The sequence below is a fragment of the Mesorhizobium sp. B2-2-4 genome (genome assembly GCF_006442375.1).
Taxonomy (GTDB): Bacteria; Pseudomonadota; Alphaproteobacteria; order Rhizobiales; family Rhizobiaceae; genus Mesorhizobium.
In genome coordinates this window covers 294,786-314,225 of the sequence record NZ_VFWB01000003.1, presented here as the reverse complement: position 1 = coordinate 314,225, position 19,440 = coordinate 294,786, and the positions used below count along the sequence as shown (strand labels likewise).

The 19,440-nt window shown below is 59.7% G+C and carries 27 protein-coding genes; 1 reads left to right on the top strand and 26 read right to left on the bottom strand.

Features of this window, described 5'->3' with window-relative positions; all coding sequences use genetic code 11:
- The first annotated feature begins 7 nt into the window (after positions 1-7).
- Complete coding sequence (locus tag FJ959_RS09825) at positions 8-316, top strand: hypothetical protein (protein WP_140629919.1); 309 nt, start codon at positions 8-10, stop codon at positions 314-316.
- Between the two features lie 6 nt (positions 317-322).
- On the opposite strand, the gene FJ959_RS31670 is transcribed toward FJ959_RS09825, so the two are convergent.
- The 26 genes from FJ959_RS31670 to FJ959_RS09700 all read right to left on the bottom strand — a co-directional run bounded on the left by FJ959_RS31670 (position 323) and on the right by FJ959_RS09700 (position 19,314).
- Entirely contained in the window at positions 323-469 is a 147-nt protein-coding gene (locus tag FJ959_RS31670) for a hypothetical protein (protein ID WP_181171966.1), read from the bottom strand.
- On the bottom strand, positions 469-867 hold the full coding sequence (locus tag FJ959_RS09820) for a GTA-gp10 family protein (protein WP_181171965.1): 399 nt from the start codon (positions 865-867) through the stop codon (positions 469-471). Before FJ959_RS09820 ends, FJ959_RS31670 begins: the two co-directional genes overlap by 1 nt.
- Complete coding sequence (locus FJ959_RS09815; RefSeq protein WP_140629914.1) at positions 864-1,322, bottom strand: phage tail tube protein; 459 nt, start codon at positions 1,320-1,322, stop codon at positions 864-866. Before FJ959_RS09815 ends, FJ959_RS09820 begins: the two co-directional genes overlap by 4 nt.
- Before the next feature lie 26 nt (positions 1,323-1,348).
- A complete protein-coding gene (locus FJ959_RS09810; RefSeq protein WP_140629911.1) occupies positions 1,349-1,744 on the bottom strand; it encodes a DUF3168 domain-containing protein in 396 nt (131 codons plus the stop codon).
- Positions 1,741-2,187: an HK97 gp10 family phage protein gene (locus FJ959_RS09805; protein ID WP_140629908.1), complete on the bottom strand. Its 447-nt coding sequence runs from the start codon at positions 2,185-2,187 to the stop codon at positions 1,741-1,743. Before FJ959_RS09805 ends, FJ959_RS09810 begins: the two co-directional genes overlap by 4 nt.
- On the bottom strand, positions 2,184-2,534 hold the full coding sequence (locus FJ959_RS09800) for a phage head closure protein (RefSeq protein WP_181171964.1): 351 nt from the start codon (positions 2,532-2,534) through the stop codon (positions 2,184-2,186). Before FJ959_RS09800 ends, FJ959_RS09805 begins: the two co-directional genes overlap by 4 nt.
- The gene (locus tag FJ959_RS31665; RefSeq protein ID WP_181171963.1) at positions 2,518-2,712 is read right to left on the bottom strand and encodes a hypothetical protein; all 195 of its coding nucleotides are present in this window, start codon (positions 2,710-2,712) and stop codon (positions 2,518-2,520) included. Before FJ959_RS31665 ends, FJ959_RS09800 begins: the two co-directional genes overlap by 17 nt.
- Positions 2,712-3,329, bottom strand: a complete 618-nt coding sequence (locus tag FJ959_RS09795) for a hypothetical protein (protein WP_140629903.1) — start codon at positions 3,327-3,329, stop codon at positions 2,712-2,714. The genes FJ959_RS31665 and FJ959_RS09795 overlap by 1 nt, the downstream gene beginning before the upstream one ends.
- Positions 3,323-3,862 carry a DapH/DapD/GlmU-related protein gene (locus FJ959_RS32465; RefSeq protein ID WP_140629900.1) on the bottom strand — a complete coding sequence of 180 codons (540 nt, stop codon included), beginning with the start codon at positions 3,860-3,862 and terminating at the stop codon, positions 3,323-3,325. Before FJ959_RS32465 ends, FJ959_RS09795 begins: the two co-directional genes overlap by 7 nt.
- The gene (locus tag FJ959_RS09785) at positions 3,859-4,461 is read right to left on the bottom strand and encodes a hypothetical protein (protein WP_140629897.1); all 603 of its coding nucleotides are present in this window, start codon (positions 4,459-4,461) and stop codon (positions 3,859-3,861) included. Before FJ959_RS09785 ends, FJ959_RS32465 begins: the two co-directional genes overlap by 4 nt.
- Entirely contained in the window at positions 4,455-4,754 is a 300-nt protein-coding gene (locus FJ959_RS32110; RefSeq protein ID WP_246678938.1) for a hypothetical protein, read from the bottom strand. Before FJ959_RS32110 ends, FJ959_RS09785 begins: the two co-directional genes overlap by 7 nt.
- Positions 4,755-4,960: 206 nt before the next feature.
- Positions 4,961-5,251 carry a hypothetical protein gene (locus FJ959_RS09775; RefSeq protein ID WP_140629892.1) on the bottom strand — a complete coding sequence of 97 codons (291 nt, stop codon included), beginning with the start codon at positions 5,249-5,251 and terminating at the stop codon, positions 4,961-4,963.
- Positions 5,252-5,311: 60 nt separating this feature from the next.
- Complete coding sequence (locus FJ959_RS09770; RefSeq protein WP_140629889.1) at positions 5,312-6,598, bottom strand: phage major capsid protein; 1,287 nt, start codon at positions 6,596-6,598, stop codon at positions 5,312-5,314.
- A 13-nt stretch (positions 6,599-6,611) separates the two neighbouring features.
- On the bottom strand, positions 6,612-7,283 hold the full coding sequence (locus FJ959_RS09765) for an HK97 family phage prohead protease (protein ID WP_246678937.1): 672 nt from the start codon (positions 7,281-7,283) through the stop codon (positions 6,612-6,614).
- On the bottom strand, positions 7,243-8,649 hold the full coding sequence (locus FJ959_RS09760) for a phage portal protein (RefSeq protein WP_281405973.1): 1,407 nt from the start codon (positions 8,647-8,649) through the stop codon (positions 7,243-7,245). Before FJ959_RS09760 ends, FJ959_RS09765 begins: the two co-directional genes overlap by 41 nt.
- Positions 8,649-10,466, bottom strand: a complete 1,818-nt coding sequence (locus FJ959_RS09755; RefSeq protein WP_140629882.1) for a terminase TerL endonuclease subunit — start codon at positions 10,464-10,466, stop codon at positions 8,649-8,651. Before FJ959_RS09755 ends, FJ959_RS09760 begins: the two co-directional genes overlap by 1 nt.
- Positions 10,438-10,872: a P27 family phage terminase small subunit gene (locus FJ959_RS09750; RefSeq protein WP_140629880.1), complete on the bottom strand. Its 435-nt coding sequence runs from the start codon at positions 10,870-10,872 to the stop codon at positions 10,438-10,440. Before FJ959_RS09750 ends, FJ959_RS09755 begins: the two co-directional genes overlap by 29 nt.
- A 422-nt stretch (positions 10,873-11,294) precedes the next feature.
- Entirely contained in the window at positions 11,295-11,669 is a 375-nt protein-coding gene (locus FJ959_RS09740) for an HNH endonuclease (protein ID WP_181171961.1), read from the bottom strand.
- Between the two features lie 1,370 nt (positions 11,670-13,039).
- Entirely contained in the window at positions 13,040-13,591 is a 552-nt protein-coding gene (locus FJ959_RS09735) for a transcription termination/antitermination NusG family protein (protein ID WP_140629876.1), read from the bottom strand.
- Between the two features lie 60 nt (positions 13,592-13,651).
- The gene (locus tag FJ959_RS09730; RefSeq protein WP_140629874.1) at positions 13,652-14,503 is read right to left on the bottom strand and encodes a hypothetical protein; all 852 of its coding nucleotides are present in this window, start codon (positions 14,501-14,503) and stop codon (positions 13,652-13,654) included.
- A 203-nt stretch (positions 14,504-14,706) separates the two neighbouring features.
- Entirely contained in the window at positions 14,707-15,312 is a 606-nt protein-coding gene (locus tag FJ959_RS09725) for a hypothetical protein (protein WP_140629872.1), read from the bottom strand.
- On the bottom strand, positions 15,309-16,238 hold the full coding sequence (locus tag FJ959_RS09720; protein ID WP_140629869.1) for a hypothetical protein: 930 nt from the start codon (positions 16,236-16,238) through the stop codon (positions 15,309-15,311). The genes FJ959_RS09725 and FJ959_RS09720 overlap by 4 nt, the downstream gene beginning before the upstream one ends.
- On the bottom strand, positions 16,235-17,809 hold the full coding sequence (locus tag FJ959_RS09715; RefSeq protein ID WP_140629866.1) for a DEAD/DEAH box helicase family protein: 1,575 nt from the start codon (positions 17,807-17,809) through the stop codon (positions 16,235-16,237). The genes FJ959_RS09720 and FJ959_RS09715 overlap by 4 nt, the downstream gene beginning before the upstream one ends.
- Complete coding sequence (locus tag FJ959_RS09710; protein WP_140629864.1) at positions 17,806-18,144, bottom strand: hypothetical protein; 339 nt, start codon at positions 18,142-18,144, stop codon at positions 17,806-17,808. The genes FJ959_RS09715 and FJ959_RS09710 overlap by 4 nt, the downstream gene beginning before the upstream one ends.
- A complete protein-coding gene (locus FJ959_RS09705) occupies positions 18,137-18,994 on the bottom strand; it encodes a hypothetical protein (protein WP_140629862.1) in 858 nt (285 codons plus the stop codon). Before FJ959_RS09705 ends, FJ959_RS09710 begins: the two co-directional genes overlap by 8 nt.
- Positions 18,991-19,314, bottom strand: a complete 324-nt coding sequence (locus FJ959_RS09700; RefSeq protein WP_140629859.1) for a hypothetical protein — start codon at positions 19,312-19,314, stop codon at positions 18,991-18,993. Before FJ959_RS09700 ends, FJ959_RS09705 begins: the two co-directional genes overlap by 4 nt.
- Positions 19,315-19,440: the final 126 nt, after the last annotated feature.

Below are 19,440 nucleotides of genomic sequence, written 5' to 3'. Positions count from 1 at the left end.
GGGCACCTTGGACAATTGGTTAAAAGGGCTGATCGCCGCAGCTTGCCTCGTTTTGATGACAGCCATCGGCTACTTTGTATGGGTGGATCATCAGCGCGCAGCCGAGTCCAAGCAAAGACAAGAGGCACGGGACATGCAGGCGATGTGCGATGTGCTGCTTGATGATTTAAAATCAGGCAACACAGAACGACATTGGCGCGTAGCAAACGTCGTTCATTGCCTAAATAACGGAAATCTAAGCGAGAACGACTTTCTGAGGAATAACCTGGTCGAAGTTTTGGATAAAGCTCGCCCCCTGGTAGAGAAGCAGAAATAGTGCCCCCTAATGCAGGCTTCGCGCCGCCTGCACCGCCGCCTCGAACTCATCATCGCTTGGCGCGCCAGGCTTGCCGCCGTGGGCCTTGTTCCACTGACGCCCGATGGCGATCCATTGCCCGAGAGAAAGCGCGCCGACATTCTGGATGCCCATCAGGACCGCGTTCCCGTAGACGGCGGCGAAGTCGATCCGGGCTGGCTCGACTTCGCCGTCTGTTCCCCCGATGGCGCGTCCCCATAGACCTTTCCGAGGGCAGCACCGAGAATCCTCAAGGCAACCGCCTGCCCCATGACAGGGCCGTATTCCTCGATCATTGCTGACGTGCGCGCATCGGCCGCATCGCGCTCGACGCCGGCACCGATGAGACCGAGGCGTATGATGTGGCGCCATTGCTTTTGCCGAAGGAACGGCAGTTCGGACGCAAGAGCGGCCTGGGCGAGGAAGATCGACATGTCGAGTTCCGCCTCAAGCTCCTCGATCTCGGCCATGCCTAGCCTGTAGGTGGTGAGGACACCCGCAAGGCGGATGTCGATCGTGCCGTGCTGTGTCATGCCGCCGCCGGCGTCCAGTCGACCGGACCATCGGAAACCAGCGTGACCGACACTTCCGCCTTCTGCTTGCGCGTGCCGGTCACCTCCCATTGGGTGAGCTTGAAGGCGCCGGCCCAATAGCCGCCACCGTTGGCGAGGCTAACGCCGTTGAGCAGCACGCGGCAGTTCTTGGAATCATCGCCGATGAACCAGTCGTTCCAGTCCGAAACCGACGGCGTGTTGAGCTTGCCGGAACCGGTGATGGTCGCCGACAGGCCGTCCTTGGTCACCTGCTTCCATGCCGGTGTATCCGGCGCGTCGCAGTAGGGAATGACGTCGTCAGTGGTGTCGGACGAGAACTGGATACCGCGATCAGTATTGATCAGGCAATCGGCCGTAAACACTTCCGGCGAGGCGCCATCGCCGATCTGGACGAGCAGCTGCTCGCCGTTGAGCACCTTGACTGGTGTAGGCATCGATATTTCCTTTCGCGTGAGAGAGGTCAGGCTGGTTCCAAGACATGGCGCACGGAAATTATCCCGTGCTTGCTGACGCCATCCGGATCGTCGAGATAGCGAACGCTTTCGATGGCGGCGAGGACGACCGTGAAGCCATCGACGCCGGTGACGCCAAGAAGCCGCGGCACGACAGCGGCGCCTATCGCCATCACCTCGAGCTTGCTGCCGGTATCTGGCTCCGACCAAATGTCGATATCCGTGAAGACTTCCCAGCCGTCGACGCAAGCCGTGCCGTCATCGAATATTTGCGCCGGACCGATCTTGATGTATGGCGACGGCGTGTCGGCAGGCACGGTGTCGAAGACCTTCGCGCCCACGATCGGCAACACCGGGGCGGTGAGCGCGGCATAGATCGCTCTTTGCAACTGATCGCCGATCATTTGCGGAAAGCCTTCTTGGCGCCTGTCGAGACGGCGCGCGCCAGCCGCGGCTTGGCTCGCTTCTTGCCGATGCGAAAGCCGGGGAAGAAAAAAGGATTGGCGGGCATCTTCTTCGTGCCGAATTCCTGTAGCACAGCATTCTGGAATTCCACGCCGCGGCTGTTCTGTACCATGGTCGTGGCGTCGCCGGCGAACATGGTCACGGTCAGATCGGTCGAGCCTTTCGCCGGCGCACTGGAGAGGCCCGCACCTTCTGGCGCTTCATCGCCCAACACATAGCCGATGGACCGCTTCAGCTTGCCTTCCTTGACCGGCGCAAAGCGCTGCTGAAGATCGTTCGTTTCTTCCGCCGACACGACGAGCGCCTTCTTGATCTCGTCGCGCATGGCCGCAGGAAGGGCTGCGATCTGGCCAAGGAATTTTTGTTTGCCGGCAATCTTCATCCCGAAGCGCCGCCACTTTGTGCCAGAAGATCAATCCAGGCCCGATCCTGTGACTCGGTCGCGTCGAGGATATTGAATATAGTACCTTTGCGAGCATCGCGGACGCGCCAGCCAGTGGTCACTGGCCGCGTCAACGATGTCGCGCGCACGCGGATCACCTGAGTGTGCTTGCCTTGAAGGCGGTCGTTCATGACGGCTTCGCCAACGTTACGATGGACGTAAGCCGCAGCACACGAAAACTGCTCCTGCCATCCAGTGACGACACCGCCGCCGCCATCCGAGCCGGAGCCACGTTTGTCAAAGACCACGCGCTGGCGAAGGCTACCAGCGTCAGCTGGCATCGACATAGGCCGTCTCCTTGATCTTGTCGGCGCGCCTGGTTGCCGTTGCCTTGCCGGCAGCAATTGCCTTCTCGGCGCATTCCCTGGTGACATTCTGTACCATGCCGGCCTTGTAGGCTGTCGTGTGGCGGCCTTTCAGGTCATCGGGCGAGAAGTCGTAGTCGGCAGTGAACTTGACCCACATCAGACCCAGGCCTCCTTGATCCATTGAACGTTCGGCAATTGGTGAGGCTTCCGCTCGCCGTGGAAGTAAACAATTCGAGCGTCGCCGAGGCCGCGTTTTTCCACCGTGCCTTTGAACGACACGACGTGGCCGGGGAATTCGTCGTCGATGAACCGGTGCGGGAACTTCCGAACCCACTCCATGTCGTTCTCGCCTTCATGGGCCGTCCCGATCAGTTCGTGGCCGGCCGGCACAAGCGCGACACCATTGCAGGCCCGCGACAGTCGATACGGGTCTCGAGGTAATGCGAAGCGCTTTGCCGTCAGGCAGTATTCGGCGAGGTGGTCGACGTTACCGGCGATGACCGTGTCCAGGCCGCAGAGGATCATCGGGCCGCCGATTTCATAGGGGCGGATGCAATCAGCATATCCGCCCTGGCCAAGCACCGGATTGACGATCTCAAAAACTGGTTCCTGAAACTCGTAGGCCCGGTCGGTGTACACGATGAAGCGGAAAGGCACCGTCATATTGCGCCGAAAGCCGCGGTAGAGCTTTTCGACCCACGTCTCGTCATAGCAGCGCGAGAAGTCGCGCGACTTGCCGTTGGATTGCCAGAGTAGCGTCGCGACGGTCAGCATGCTTTGGCCAACCGCATGCGCTTCTGCCGCCAGTCCGCGGGCACCTGGGCGATGTAGCCGTTCTCGGCGCGCCATACCCCACCAGGCGGAACGTTGCGCGTCACGCGCGAGCAGGCCGCCACGACGGCGCCGGCGCCAATGGTGACACCCGGCAGGATGACGGCATTGGCGCCGATCATAGCGCCATTCTCAATCCGAACCGCGAAATGGTTGCCGTCCCGCAGCTTTGCATCGTCGTAGCCACCGACATCAACGGACGGCCAGCAATCATTCGCCAGCACGACATTCGGGCCGACGAACACGTCATTGCCGATCTGAAAGCCCGGCCCCATGACGACGCCGGAAGAGATCTTGCAGCGGTCGCCGAAGATCGGGCCGGTGAGCACGGCACAGGCCCCGACAGAGCAATCCTCGCCGAGCACTGTACCCATGATCACGGTCGCGAACTGCCACACCTTGCTGCCAGCGCCGATCTGCACCGCGTCGGGATCGACATGGGCCTTCGGATGAATGGTCGCGCGATGATGGATCATCCGTAGATCCGCCGCTCGTCGCTGAGTTCCTCGAAGCCCGCCGGAACACTGGTGATCGGCTTGTCCGAAGCTGTCGCCCGGTTTGCGTACCAATGGGCTGCGAGCATAAAGATTGCCTGGATGTCCATCGGGTTTTGCGACAGAGCCGGATCGTCACCGGAGCCGCTTTGCTCCGGATCGTCATAGCCGGCTGAAAATCGGACCCGCACCGGCAACCACGTCGTCGTCGACAGGGCAGGTCGGGCGAAAGAGCTGCCGTTGAACTCAATACGAGCTCCGCGATCCTCGTTGACGTGTGCCTGCCACTGTGACGGATCGAGCGTCTGCTCGGTGCCGGCAGGGTCGAGGTAAACCACGACGAATTCGCTTCGGATCGGAACCACCGGAATTTCAATGCAAGACCAGCCAGGCGCACGCCACTCGAATTCGGTTGGCAGCATCGTGCGGCGGGTCCGCGTCTCGTAGCGCGTCGTTGCCGAACGAATGATGCGTTCGATGTCGTCCTTCTCCTCATCCGGCGCGCCTTCGAAGCGGATGCGATTTTTGAAGTCTGCGACCGAGATCACAAGGCCTTCCGGAATGGTCTTCCTGATCAGCATGTCAGCGCTTCCATAAGGCTCATCTGTGGGTAGGCCGTCAGTCTCGAGACTGGGCTGGCGTTGATGGCTCGAATGCCGAGGCTGGAGATCACGTCCGCCGCACCGTCGACGGCACGGCACCAGCGCTCGACGTTGCGAGCTGTCGGGTTGTTGAGGCCGTGCTGATGACGACCGTGCCAGTGAACACCATGATCAAGTCGCATGTCGTAACCGACAAGGATGATTTTCGATGCTCCGAACTGCACCGCCAGGTTCAGTGCGTGAAACCCGCTGTTGCCACCCCAGCCGAGCACGCCAGGCTGTTTGACCAGCAGCCGGTCGTTGTCCTTTACGATGGTGACGCGATGGATGCCCCAAGGCGATCTATCGCAAGCCGGGTCTTGGCTGATCTTGATACCGTTGAACTCTGGAACCCCAGAAAACGCTCTCCACCACGAATAGTCGCAGGCGTAGAGAACGTCCGCCCATGGCGCGAGGCGCCAGGAGTTGTTGATGGTGATTACTCGGCAGCGTCCTTGGACTTGTCCGAGCGGCGCGTCGCTCGCTGATGGTCCTCCTGCGACGATGACAACGGTTTGCCCTGACCAGTCTGGGAACCATCCTGGCGCTGTTCCAAAGGGCGGGCCTTGTTTTCAGCCTCCCTCATCATCTTGTTTTGCGGAGCCTGTTTCATCTTCTCGATCACTCCAAGCTTTTCCAGTCGCCCCGCTTCGATCGGGGTCAGGTCACGGGTATCGCCCTCGACGAAAGCTCCATGCTCGCGAAGGACCAGGTATTTCTGTTTCTGCATTGCAGCCTCCTTCGGTTCATAGAGCGGGCGACCGAAGCCGCCAGCCTTGATGAGCCGAACTCAGACGTTGCCGAAATCGCCGTAAATGAAGCACTCCGGACGGTAGACACAGAGCGCCAGACGCTCTTCACCGCGAATGGTGACCATGTTGCGGATGAAGTTGTCGCGGTCCTCGGTCGACAGAAGGACGTTGGCCTCCTGGCGGTCGAAGATTTGAGCGCCGAGCTTGAAAGCGCCAGTCAGGAACTTGTCGACGGTCATTGCCGGCGTCTCGACCACCGGCAGGCGCCACAGGGTCGGCGTGGTGCCATCCTGCGGATTGCCGATGATATAGCGGCCGACTTCATCCTTCATGGTTTCGATACGCGCCCAATCGGTCGGGTGCAGAACGTGACCGGTCGCCGGATATTCGGCCAACACCGCCTGCAACATGGCATAGCGGATCTGGTCGATCATCGTGACGCCGGTGCTGAGCGGGATCGGCGAAGAGAAGGCGGTCGCCTGGGGGATGATGCCCAGAAGATGCACGCCAGTGCCATCGCCTTTCAGGATCTCCTGCTCTTCGACGAACATCAGGCCGTAGCGCAGACGCCCGTCGATCGCCGACTGAAGCTGCGGAGCGTCGTCGAGGATCTGCAGTGAGGTCTGCACCCAGTGCGCGATGGTCGCGACCTTGGCAGTCTCTTCCGCATACTCGATCGTGCTCTGCGGCTTCAATGCACCTTCCGACACCGCAGCAGCGGCGTTTGTAAAGCCCGTCTCCTGAACGAACTGGATCGAGTTGGAGTTCGTCCGGCCGGGAGTGAGCAGGTCGCGCACCGTCATGCGACGTTCGGGCGGGGTGACAATCCCCGGGACGCGCTGCGGCGTGACGAGTGCGCCGGCAGCGGTATCAGCACCGGTGCCCAACGTGGTAATCGCCTTCAAAGAGACGGAAACACGGCTCTTGCCGCGCGCCCGGTCGGCCAGGAACGCCTTGACCGACTCGTCCTCGACCACGCTTTGGCCGATGGATTTCTCTTCCTGACGATCCTCGCCACCGCGCCGCGCGAGCTTCTGCTCGGCCTCGGTCATCCGGGCCGCGATCTCGTTGAGCTTGACCAGTGCTTCGTCGGCGGCCTTCTTTGCCTCCGTCGTCATGGCCTCGCCGGACTTCAGCTTCTTGTCCGCGTCTTCCGCGAACTTTTTCACCTCGTCGGTGGCCTGTTTGAGGCCGGCCGCCAGGGCCTTCATGTCCGGTTCGGTTTCGCCGGCTTCCTTGCGGCCGAACTCACGACCGCGCTCGTAGGCATGCGCGTCCATTGCGACGCTGGCGAGCAGCGCGCGAGCAATCATCATCGTCTTCATGGGATTGGGCCTCCTAAGCCCCGAGTTTCGGCAGGCTGAAGCCCGCCAGTGTGTCCGAGAGGGATTTCAAGCCCTCGCTCTGCGTCGCCGCGCCCTCGGACTCGCTCCGGAGCAGATAGGCCAGCCCGTGATTGGCGATTGCCACGCGCTGGGACTTCGAAAACCCTACCTCGCGTAGGTAGCTCTCGAATTCGGGAAGGGTCGGTAGCTGGCCGTGCGCCAGCTTGAATTTGACAGCCTCGACTCGGGCTTCATCGTTGGCCGGGAACGTGACCAGGCTGACCTCGACGAGTTCCAGCGTGGTCAGCGTGCGGATGCCGGTTTTTTCGTCGTAGGACGATTCCCGCACCCAATACCCGATCGACAAACCGGTGACGGCGCGCGCCTTCATGAGCGCATGGGCTTCACGCGCTTGCGAAACGTCGCTGATGAGCAGCGTTCCGGAGCCGATCAGGCCCTTTTCGTCTTCTTCCAACTTGTCCCAGATGCCGATCGGTTGGTCGGCCCGGTGCATCCAGAGGACCGGAACCGGCCGGCCCTTGGCGGCGAGCTCCTTAAGGCTTTCGGCGAAGGCGCCAGGAGCGACGATTTCCTTGTAGCTGTCGACTACGCCGAACACCGAGCCGTAGCCCGAGAACGCTCCGTCATCGCCGACTGCCTTCACCTGAAGGTCGAAGTCGCGCACCTTCAACGTCCGATGCTTGCGGTTCATTGATCCTGCTCCAGTGGAGGCCGCCGTTGTGGCCAATGCGGGCCTTGACGGCCTGTTCAATGAGTTGGTCGAGTCCGAGCCATCCCAGGAGGGCGGTGCGCGCCTGCTGATCGCCTGCGCCGGCGTTCTGGCCGAGTTGGTCCAGCGGCAAGAGGTTGGACTGGACGGTCAGAACGTCGCCGCCTGGTAGCGGCGGATCGTTCTCCTTGGCGCGAAGCTCATTGCGGGTTTTCAGGCCATTCTGTGCCTGCACCGACATGATCGCGGCGCGGCCGGCGCTGTCGGCGCGCAAAAGCCCTTCAAGGTTGAATTCGACATAGACTGAAGCACGCTCTTTCACGTCGATGAGCTGCTTTTTGATCGCCTGTTCGATGCGGGTCAGGTACGGACGCAGCGAGAAGGTCAGAAAACCGATCATCTGCTGTTCAAGGCCGGTGCCCCAACTGGTCGTTTTCTCCGTATGACCGACCATGAAGGGCGGCACACGGAACCAGCGGCATAGTTCTTCGACGTTGAACGCGCGACCCTGCAACAATTGCAGGTCCTCGGCGGGCATGCCTTCGAAGTTCTTCCAATCCATGCCCTGTTCGAGGATGCCGGCGCGGCTTGTGCTACGCGCACCGGTCACCGGATCGAGGAAGGTCTCGCGCAATTCCCTTTTTTGGTCTTTCGTCGACCCTTTGGGGACAATCAGCCAACCTGAAGGCCTCGTTCCAGTCCGGAACGCGCTTGTCGCGGCCATGTCGGTGTCGATCGCCAGGCCGAGCGTCTTTCGGGCATAGGAGATGGGGGAAAGCCCGACATCACCACCCGCGCCGAAGCCGCGAACGTGAAAAATCTCGTCTTCCCGGTACTCGCGGCGGCCCTTTGGATCGCTGTAGACATAGACTCGTGCCCCGTAGCGATCCCGTTTGACCACCATCAGGTCGGGATAGAGGAAGTTCAGCGACTGCAACCCGCCGGCGCCGATCACCTTTTCAGCGTAGAAATTGCCCCAAAGACAGAGATTGGCGACCGCAGCTTCCCAAAATTCGGCCGCCGTCATGTCGGCGTTGGGGCTGTCGTGTATCAATCCATAGAGACCATGCGCAGAATCGGCGGTGCGCTTGCCTTGAGCATCCTTCCGATAGACGCCGAGCGGCAACGTGCCGATGGTTTCCGACAGAAGGCGCACACACGACCAGACCGTGCCGAGTTGCATTGCGACATCAGGCGTCAGTGGCCTGGCCTGCTCATCGTGGCGTTGGCCCGGATCGTCGCCGCCGGTCAGCTTCGCTTTGTAGGATGCACTGCGGAAGAAGATGCTTCCGAACCATCCATCAGCACCGAAAACGGCCATCAAACCACCATTGCGTTCGCGATGATCGAGGCGAAATCGACCGGTTCTTCCTGAATTTCGCTGGTCGCCGCGCCCGTGGATTCGGCGATGGACACCATTCCGTCGATACGTCCGCGTGAGCGCTTCTTGTCGAAAGCCCGGTTGTTCATCGCGTCGGCCACGATCGCCGCGTTCGCCGCGCACATGGTCGTGACTGGGCTGGCATCGATCACGATGTCGCCGTTCAAGATCGCGTCCTCAAGCCGCTCGATAGACTTCGGCATGCAGAGCGCACGTTCCTGAAATACGATCCGCGTCCCTTGCCCATGCCTGACCAGCATCAATCCGGTGCCTGTCGGATCGTCGGGGCCCTCGTACTTCCACACCTCGAAGTCGATCCGCTCGCAGGCGTCGATAAAGTCGTCGATTTTGGCGGGGTCAAAGGCCAGGTATTTGACGTTATGGACCTTGCAGATTGCCTGGATTTTCGCGGCTACGAACTCGTAGCTGATCGTGGCGCCAGGCGTGGCCTCCATCAGCCCTGCCGCAACCCACTCCGGATAAGGTGCGTTGTCGTCGCGGGCGCGGTCCTCGATGCCCTTCTTGACCGTGAAATACCAAGTCTTGGTGTGGAGCTTCAGGTCTTTGCGCCATGTCGCCGACAGCGCCGTCAAATCGTTTTTCTTCGACAGGTCGAGGCCAAGCCAACAGTCGGCGCCGGCCATCTCCGTTTCGTCGACCGTGCCTTGGCAGGAATTCCAAGCTTCCTCGGAAACCCAAAAGCCTTCCGTGCCGACGCGCATGCCGAAGACAAGCCGCTTCGTCGACAACGCTTCCGAGAGCATCAGCTTGGCGGTCGCTACCTTGCGACGAACGTTCTCAATCGGGAACGTCTCGCCCAGCGCCGGCATGGACTTCGGCCAGACCGCCTCGTTGTCGAAAACGGTTTCTTCATCGCGCTTGTCGACCCGGTAGATGACGCCGAAAAGGCTGTCGTCTTCCACCTGGCCGGTGATGACCCGAGTGAACAGGTCAGAATATTCAGAACCTACGATCTGATTGGTGCCCGGCGTGTTGGTGCCAAGCATCATCAGCGGATCGCCGCTCATCTTGTCGATCGCCGCCTTCCATGTCTGGATAGAGTGCGACGTTTTCATTTCGTGGATCTCGTCGGCCGCCACGAAGTATGGGCGGGGTCCGGCGATTGCGTCCGTGCTGGCGAGCGGGAGGAACTTCGATCCCGTTTCCGGGTGCTCGATCATCCAGGCCAGATCGCCAGTGCCGCGAATAATGACGCGGCCCGACGATTCCAGGCTTTCGAATTCATCCTCGTTCCGATCGGGCATGTTTGCCCGGCACATGGCGGCCGCGTCGTTGAAAACGACCTTGGCTTGGTCCTTGTCGCCGGCGATCGCGTAGCACTCAGCACGCTTCTTGCCGTCGAAACCCATCATGTAGAGCCCGACGCCCGCCATCAGCGGCGACTTGGCCTGCCCCTTGCCGGTTTCCATCCACGCTGTGCGGAAACGTCGAAGCCCATCGGTGCGCTGCCAGCCGAAGATCGAGGCGGCAACGAAGCCGTGCCACTTGAGCAACTGGAAGGGCTTGCCGACCTTTTCGCCTTCCGTGATCGTCAAGACCGACGGAAAGAAACCCGCAATTCGCTTCGCCTTATCCGCATTGAATGTCAGCCCGCGAGATGAACCGTTATCCAGATCGCGCAAATGACGCTGGCAGGACGCCTTGACTAGGTCCCCCGCAACAATCTTGTCGTCCAGAACGTCGCACGCGTAGAGCGTGGCGAGATCGTCAGCCGCTGGCCGTGCCGAAATAGGCATCTGATGCTCGCTGTGTGCGCTGCTTGCGCTCGGCCTTCGTCACCGAGCCGCGACGCCGCGGCGAGATGCCCAATTCCTGCTCCAGCACCGATGCGTCTGAGCCAGCCTCCCGCATGGCGGTGAAATAGGGGCTGATCCTCGCAATCGACTTGCTGTTGCCTCGGCGTGGCTTGCTGACGACGCCATGTTCCGCGACCTCGCGATACATGCGGTCGAACATGAGGTATGCGCACACCAGCCGCTGGATCGAGTGCCCATTCGCGGCCGCCAACAGCTGACGATCCTTCAACTCGGTGGTGACGATGCGCCAATGTTCCCGTGCCGCCGCGATCTCGAGATCGTCGTTGAACAGCGAGGTCCAATCGGGTTCCACTACCAGTGATCCAGTACCTTCGATCACGTCCATTGCACTTCCACCCTATGGGGTGCCCTTAACTTTTTGTTCTGATTTCATTTGCCGCAAAAACGGAGGGGGGACGCGGGTACCGGCCGGCGAGGTCGATGACTTTCGACCCGCCCTCCCACTACGCGATATCCGTGCTACGGTGATAATCCTGGTTGAGAATGACGTGTTGGAGGGCAAATGGCGACCTATGAACTGCTTACGCGTTATCTGAACAACCAACGCACTCGCGAAATTGTCCTGTCGATTGAGGAAATCGAGGCTATTGTCGGGGACACTCTTCCGACTAGCGCTCGGACGCGGCCTCAATATTGGGCAAATGTCGTGAGAGACGAACAGCGTTCATCCCCCAACCGAGCTGTGCGCAAGGCCGGCTACTCGGCTTTCCTGATACCATCAGATCAGAAGGTGAGGTTCGTCCGCGACTAGCTTATTTGACGGGCGTTCCAAGGATGGTTCGGATCCACCGGCCGGCCGTTGATGTCGGCGCCTATCGTATAGCCTCGAGCCTCCTCGCGCTGGATCAGCGTGTCATGGTCGCTCTTGCAAACTGTCTCAGTGTTGTCGAGATCGAAGAACAGCGTCTCATCGCCTTTGTGCGCGATCTTGTGATTGATGACCGCCGCTTGCGGATGATGGCGATTGCCTTCGATGACCAGGCATCCGCACCGCTGGCAGGTCCATAGATCGCGGCGCAGGGCTTGGCGTCGTATGCCCTGAGGGCCGCACCAGCGAGGGTCCCGGTAGAGCTTGCGGTATGCCTCAGCTTCTAGGGAGCGAGGATGCGGCTTCTTCTGCACTAAGGCACCTTACGGGAGCGCATGGGCCAGATCGGCGGCCGGTTGGTCGCGGCAACCATTTGATCGGTAAGCCCTCATAGGTGAAGAAAGGAGAACGCTATGAAAGACGTCCTTATCGCGATGGCTTACGCTCTGATTGCCATTGCTCACTTGATGTAACGGAAAAGCGCCTGGTCGGAACCTGAGCGGATCCATCTGTTTGGGTCCCGACCAGTACCGCAGTTAGGGGAGTGATGCTCCCTTGTAGCAGGACACGAAAGGCCCCTTTCCGGTGTTTGATATCACCGCGCAATGGTAAGCCGTTTTCGACGAAGCATCGAAAATCATCATGCCGCTACCGGAAGCCACCAGCCAGTTTGGCGCTGGCGGTGATTGGGTCTTGGCCAGCACCCCACTGCCCAGCAGAATAGCAGCAGCAACTATCAGCGTATCGGCTCGGATTTGCACTTGGTACCCTCCCATCGGTTGTCACTCGCCCGAGTATGAACCTGGCAAGACAGTGTTGGTAGGGGTAGCGGAGGTATCGGGGCCGGCAGACCAACGCGCAATGATCAGCTTAGGCGGCCCGAGCGCATGTAGGCATTGTGAGAAATTGCTGAGCTTTTATAAAATTGCTCAATTCGTCCGACGTGCCGGCTAAACCATTCGTAAACCATGCCCACAAGGTAAATATTTCATGGCGAACCGATCAGGTTGCAGGCGGTTGTGAGCGGGTCTGCAATAAAGAGGCCCACCTATGCACCTTCTATCCGTCGCGACCGCTCTGTTGATCTCCTTGGCGGTCGCATACGTGAGTTGCTTGTGGATCTTCAGTCCTCACACAGGCCGTTTGTTCGAAACCCAGGCTTCGGTGATGGCTATCAGCGATTTCACGGATGAGGCCAAACCCGCCAATTGCGACATGGTGTGGAGGAACAAAGCCGCTAGCGGGAAGTTAAGATATTAGCGTAGACTAATATGCTTGCAGAGGTCGGCGCAGCGTTGAGCCAGATGCTTTGCTGGTCTCATCAACTTGGGAGGGCGCTATGTGGCTCACACTCACAGACAAAGATCTGAACACACCCGTCGCGATCAACTTTGATCAAGCCATTTCGATGAACCCGCATCATAGCGGACACGGCACTGAAATCTTTTGCGGGCCAGGAGTCGGATATCTTGTGGCCGAGCGAATGACGGACATCGTTAGTCGCCTTGGTCACCTTCGAACTTGAGCGCATCAAGGAGTACCGGGGACCGGATTTCGGTGCCGAACTCAGAATTCGAATAAACTTCGTCAGGGGTCGGGGCGGCGATCTTGCCCCTCATCGCCTCGGCTGGTGACTGTGAAGCCCCGCGCAGACAGGCGTATCGCCAAATCAGTTGGTAGGACTCTATTCCTTTTTCTGAATTTTTGCAACAGGCCCACTAGCGACGACCTTGCCGCCGAACATATCCAGAAGAACCCGAACGCTGTTGACGCTCCTGCCCGTCAGCATTACGGCGTCAGCGCCGGCAAAAGGACCTTCCATTACCGTTATGCCTTCACCGGCTTTGATCCGCAGACCATGGTCGCGCATCTTGTCGAACACACCCTTTTCCTCGGCATCGCGAATTGCCTTGATATCATCGCCGGGGATCGGCACCGGCTTGCCCTCAACGTCGCACAACACACCGTTCCGAACCAATCCATCGCAACTATTCAAAGCACCCCACTTCACATCGTGGGCTGGCGTGAAGATATAGCCGAGGAACAGCGGGAAGTTCTTCACCAGCCAAGCCTTGGTCCGATGGTGCCGGTACTCATGCCGATATTGCGGCATGTACACTGGGATCGCCAGGCGCTGCATTTCCGTCATGGCGCGATACTCGGCGCCCGGCTTGGTCTGGACTGCGAGCCAGGCAGGCTGCTTGCCGCCAGGGATGATTTTTGTCTGTGCGTTCAACTGTTTTCCTTCCAAGATTCGCGCCGCGCGGGATCCACCCCAGCGCGGCGCCGAGTTTTTTCACGCCACCAGGCGCATCACCTGTCGCTTCTTCTTCGTCTTGCGGTACCAGATCGACGCGAGAGCCCGCCATTCCGGGACTCGCTGATCCTTGGCCAGGATTCCGGCTTGGTCCTCAGCAGTGAGGTACATGTCACCTATCGTCTTGGTGAGCTCTTCAGGGTCGACCCTTTTCGACATGTCCGGATCAGTCATGACGTATTCGGCCGCCTTAATGTGCAAAGCAGTAATCGGGGCCAAATGGGCGTTTGCCAGGACCTCGAGGATCACACGAGCGCCCAATGGTTCGCGCCGTGATACAAGACCCTTGATGGCCGCGATCGCGATGGTATCACCAGGTTGATATTTGCCCGTCTTAGGCAAACTTTTTAAGACTTTGACCCCGGCGCGCTTACAGGTGCGGTCAACATCGACCGCTTCATCATAGCCAGCCAGAACTGCGGAATGGTGCAGTTGTAGCGCAGTAATCCCAAGCCTGTGGGTGTTCTGTCCGACAAACGCGGATGCTTGTGACTGCGTGTCCGGCGCGTCGACGATCATGACGGGTATGAGGTCGATATGCGGGTTGCTGGCGGCGGCGATTGCTGTGTGCTGTCCATCAAGGACTTTGAGAATGGTTTGCCCCTCGTGCTCCGCATAGGCGCAAATCGGCGGTTTGAATTTCGTCCAGCAGAAGTTTTGAATTACCTTCCGAATCTGCTTTCGACCCCGATCGCCGATCTGGCGTTGATATCGGTGATCTACGTAGAGCGTTGTCGGATCGACGCGCTCACAAATGGGTTCTCCCGTAGTAGGTACATGAGGGGTGATATCGGCGGCAGTAATTGGGGCAATGCGGTTAAGCAGTTCCACTGAAGATTTCCTGTTTCGCAGCTCAGCCTGAGCGGGGGCGCCTCGACATGAGCGCGCGCAGGCTTCGTTGCAGCCGAGCGCGTAGGGCTCGACCCGACCGATTTGGGTTTCCCCGAGATTCCCCGTTGCTGCCCACCTTTCGCGTAGAGCTTGGTGAACAAAAGGTTGCGTCGGGAGAACGGCGGCATGCTTCGAACCCGTCGTCACGACGCCTTCCTCTTGTTGAAGGGCACGACGTTCGAGCCGTCGGTCTTTTCAACGGCGCCTTCTTCTCTTGGGGTAATCCCTAAGGGGGAATAGGGTGCAAAATCTGGAGGGACAGAACTACAAATTCTGGAGGGACAACCCCCTTCTTGTCCGTCCACTTTTTGGAGGGACAAATCGGCTTCTAGTCCCTCCATTCTATGGACTGACGATTTCGCCCGCAGAGCTACTTTTTTCTGCCGTTGCACTTCGCGGTTATGGGCAAGTCGTGCAGCGACCATGTCCAGGGCTTCGTCGCGCCAAGGGTTGATCAGTTGATAGGTCGAGACCTTCCCGCCCTTGCGGACTGGGATAAGATACGCCCGCTTTTCGTCGTTGTTGCCGAGAAGCCGGGACCGGCTTTTCCAGAATTGCCCATGGCTCAAGCCTGTCATTGCCATAGCCAAGGATGATGCCAGCCAAGCCCTGCCTTGCGGCCAAGACATCACCGCGAGGTAAGCGGCAAGTACCTTCAAATCGGACGGACTGACCATTGGGTCAGCGTTCACAGTCTCAATCAGGTCAAGCTTGAAGGCGGCTTTCGAACTATCGAGTTCCTTTTTCATGAGGTGCCTTTCCTTCGCACCGCGCGCGCCATGACCGCTGTCAGCGCTCGCTGCACGACAAAGATGCTCGATTGCTGATGGAGGTCGTTGAAGTCCGTCCCAAGGCCCGGCGGCATGCCGTAGGGAAGCGATGTTTTGCGCGCGTAGAACTCGCTGGCGCCCAAGCCGCCGAACTGAACAAGGGGCTTGTCATTTTCAGCGCCAATAAAAACTCGCCCCTCCAGGTGGCGAGCGACGGCGACGATATTGGAGGCGGAGAAGCAGCACAGGACAGTTGGGCGAATCTTCATGCCGTGCAGCGCCGCCCGGATCGAAAGGCCGGTGGCATACCCCTCGCACAGCCACGTATCCACGCCGGCGGAGATCCTATGCGAGGCCCCCGACACCTCGCCCCCAAACAGGAACTTCTTGGTGCCGTCTTCCCAGATCATCTGAACCGACGTGACCTTGCCGTTGATCCTCGCCGGCACCAACAACGCCAGCGCGCGATCAGTGTCAGGCACCAGATAATCGCCGCCGATCCGCCGCGCATCGCTGGCGTCGATGACAAGGCCCTTTTCCTCTCGGAACCCCTTTGACGCGAGATAGGGATGCAGCCCCGTCCTTGAGGTCGCCAGCATCGCTGAAGCCACATTGGCGGCTCGCGCGGCGTCGGCCTTTTGCTTCCGTTTTGAGAACTCGATCTGCTTTGCGATCTTCTGCCGATCGCGCTTCTCAACCTCACCACCTATGCCGACTGTCACGGTCTCGCCGGTCTGCCAATTAAAGGCGGTCACGTGAGTGTCGTTGATAATGACCCGACCGTCACCCTTTCCGTTCTTGCCGGAGAGAGTGTCTGTATGAAGCCACTTGCCATAGCTGCGGCCCTTTGGCGGGATGATGCCGACTGTGGAGCAGGCTTTGCCGATCGCATCGTCGATGCTCATGCAGCTCGCCTCGAATTGCTCTTCTTTCGGAACTGGCGGATTTCCCGCTCTATTAGCCCGTACTCATCGGTTTGAACCGCGCCGTACTGGCAGGCCGCGTCATATAGGCCGTACGGCAATTTCGAGTTGGGATAGATGCCGCGCCAAACTCCGTACGCCCATTTTCGAGACGCTTCCTCGCCTCTGGTCCCGTTGGCCAGGCAATAGGCAAGCGCGGCATTCCAGATAGCGCGAGGATTGGCCAGGCAGCCCGCTCTCAGCCCCTTGCGAGGTTGGAACGCCGCCTTGGTGCTCATTTCAAAGTCGATCAGTTCGCCTTCGACTGTCTGGATTTCACCGCGCCTTGGCCGTTCCCAACCGCAAGACGCGCAGGCGATTGCCGCGGCTTCCATCTGCATGCCGCAGCCGCCGCAATAGTATTTCTGCCTGACAACATCCGAAGGCTCGCGGACCTCGCTGTCCTTCTTCTGGGCATTGGACAGGCTGTCGACGCCGTATTCGTAGAGCCAGGCCGTGTCCTCGGCAAAGGATATGCAGTTGCCGGAGTGGTCGAGCCACAGACCGAACTCTTTGCCCGGCGCCGTCCGCATGACGCGGCCCATTTCTTGAATGTGTGACGAGAAGGACTTGCGGTAGGGCCTGCACGATATGCCGCACAACACGTCGGGCACGTCGAAGCCCTTGGTCAGCACCGCGCAGGAGACAAGCCCGTCAATGGCACTGTCTGGCTTGCGGAATTCCTCGATCTTGTCGTCCCGCTCCTTGTCCGACTTGTCGAGATAGCTGATCTGCTGAAAGTTGAATCCCGCCTCGGCGAACTGCCGGCAAAGCTCCTCGCCATGGCGGACCGAAGGCGAGAACACGATTGTTTTGACCGGGCGGCCGAAAAACGCCTGGGTCTGCTCGACCCACGTTTTCACAACGTCGCCGACAATGACGATACCACGCTGGCCGGCTTCCTCGTCGGCAAACTCGCCGTTCGGCTTTTTCTTGACCCCGGCCATGTCTGGCGCAACGCACGCCATAATTTTCAGCGGCGTCAGGTACTTCTCGTGAAGCAGGCGGTTGACGGTGGCGCCGTTGACCAGCCCGTCCCAATTCTCAGCCATGCCCGCGGTGAACGGTGTTGCCGTCAGCCCAATGACCCTGGTCTTCTTGAACCGCTTAAGCCGCGCCAGCGTTTCGGCGTACTGGGCATGGCACTCGTCGTAAAAGATCAGGTCGGGCTCATAGCCAAGATCGCGCCGTTCAAACGTTTGGATGCTTAGGATCTGGACGTTCTTTTCCGGCGCGTAGCGATCATTCATGCCGTTGTCGCCCTGGATGACGCCGTGGTCGATGCCATAATCGTTGAAGCGGTCGCTGGTCTGCTTCACCAGGGTGATGCGATCGACCATGAACCAGACGCGCGATCCCTTCTGGAGGGCAAGCCTGATCAGGAACATGGCCGTTTCGGTCTTGCCGAAAGCTGTCGGTGCAACGAGCACGATCCACGACACGCCGGCCCGAAGCCGGTCGCGAAGCTGGCCTTCGACATGGGACTGGTGTGGACGAAGAACGAGCTCCTTCAAGTGGCCCTCCGATCAATAATCTCTGAGGCTTTGCCGACGAACCACGTCCAGTCGGCAGGCTTTACATCTTTTGGAGTGCTGGCCAGCAACAGCCGGGCAAAGTCATCGGCCGCTGCTCGGTTTAGCCCGCCATCATGTTCGATGATCGCGGAACGCTCGTCGAAGTCGCCTTCCTTTTCGAGAAGGGCCGCGATCTGTTTGCCATGACGTTTGATGAAATCGAGCGAGCCCGCAGGCAGCTTCTTGGCATTGACAAGGTGAAGCTTGCCGCCGTCGAGAACGACGTTCGCGCCTGCCGCTCGGAGGCGCGCTACGATTTCGCCAGCATCAGCCATTGGTCGGATCACCGGCATCAATGTCGATGGTGATGGTCCCTGACCAGCCCAGCTTCTGAGCTTCAGCTTGCCAGTATTTGGCGCTCTTCATCCAAGAGGCTTTATCGGCGCTTTCGCTGTACAGCCTCGTTTCGAGAGTGCGGATCACCTCGTCCTTGTCGGCTAAGATCTTCTCAAATCCGCCCTGCTCGAACTGGACGCGAATCGGGCCGAATTTCGCTATGTCTGCGCGGTAGGAAGCATTCTCCGCCTCCAAAACGCGCACCTCTTCCTCCAGCGCAGCAATGTGGTCCTGCTCTGCGAGGCCATCGCCTGGCTGGCTCATCTGCTTGGCCATGGCATCGGCACGGGCCTGTTCGCGCTGCTTGATCGCATCGGGCAGGGCGGCCCGGTGTTCGTCGCGCTGCCGCTCGTGCACGATCTTCGCCGCTTCCTTCACCGCTCGCTTTTTGGCGATAATGTCTGTGGCCGCTTTTTCTGGCTCTTCGCCTTCTTGAACGCGCGCACTGATTTCCGCCTTCACGGCGGGCAGATCATCCTTGATCGCGGCCACGTCGCGCTGGGTGATTTGTGCCGCATGCGGCACAAACTCTTCGATCTCCCGGACGACCCGGCCCAAATCGAGGAGCCGGTAGGAATTGCGCCGAGACATAGCGAACTCGGCGTTGACGTAGGCTTCCCAGGTTGCGTACCGCAGAGCCTTCCAGGCCTCGCGCTCCCGCGCTTCCAGAAGTAGCGACCACACGTTGTCAGCGGCCTTGCGGATACGGACTGTGAGGGCTGCGGCTTCTTTCTCAGTCAGTGGCCGACCGGTGACGGCTGTGGTCTTGGCGACTTTGCGGATCATCATGCTGCCTGCATCTCCAGCAGGCGCCGCAATTCGGCATATGCTTCTGGGAGGCTCGGCCCTGACGCCGTCGCGCCGCTCGTTATATCCCGGATGATCACGGTTCCGTCGGCCGTGGTAATGCTGGTGTAAGCAGCCGCCATGAAGTCGCGGACCTTCTGAGCAGTCTCGGGCCAGCAGCGTCGACCTTCCCTCAAGCGAGCGACGAATTTCGGGTCGTTCAGCGCGATTTGGCCGATTTTGGAATCGGGCATCTTCAGTTTGCTCTGGAAACTGGCGATCTCGCAGAGAAGGTCGGTTCGTGTGTCCATCTCGATCCTCAAGGGGAAATTTCCTATTAACCAATAGGCTAAAACCCTAGTGACGGTCAAGCGTCGATAGGCTACAACCCTCTAGCGCATTGATCGCAAGGGGAAAAAACGCTGTGGACAGTGATTGGGAAGCCAGGT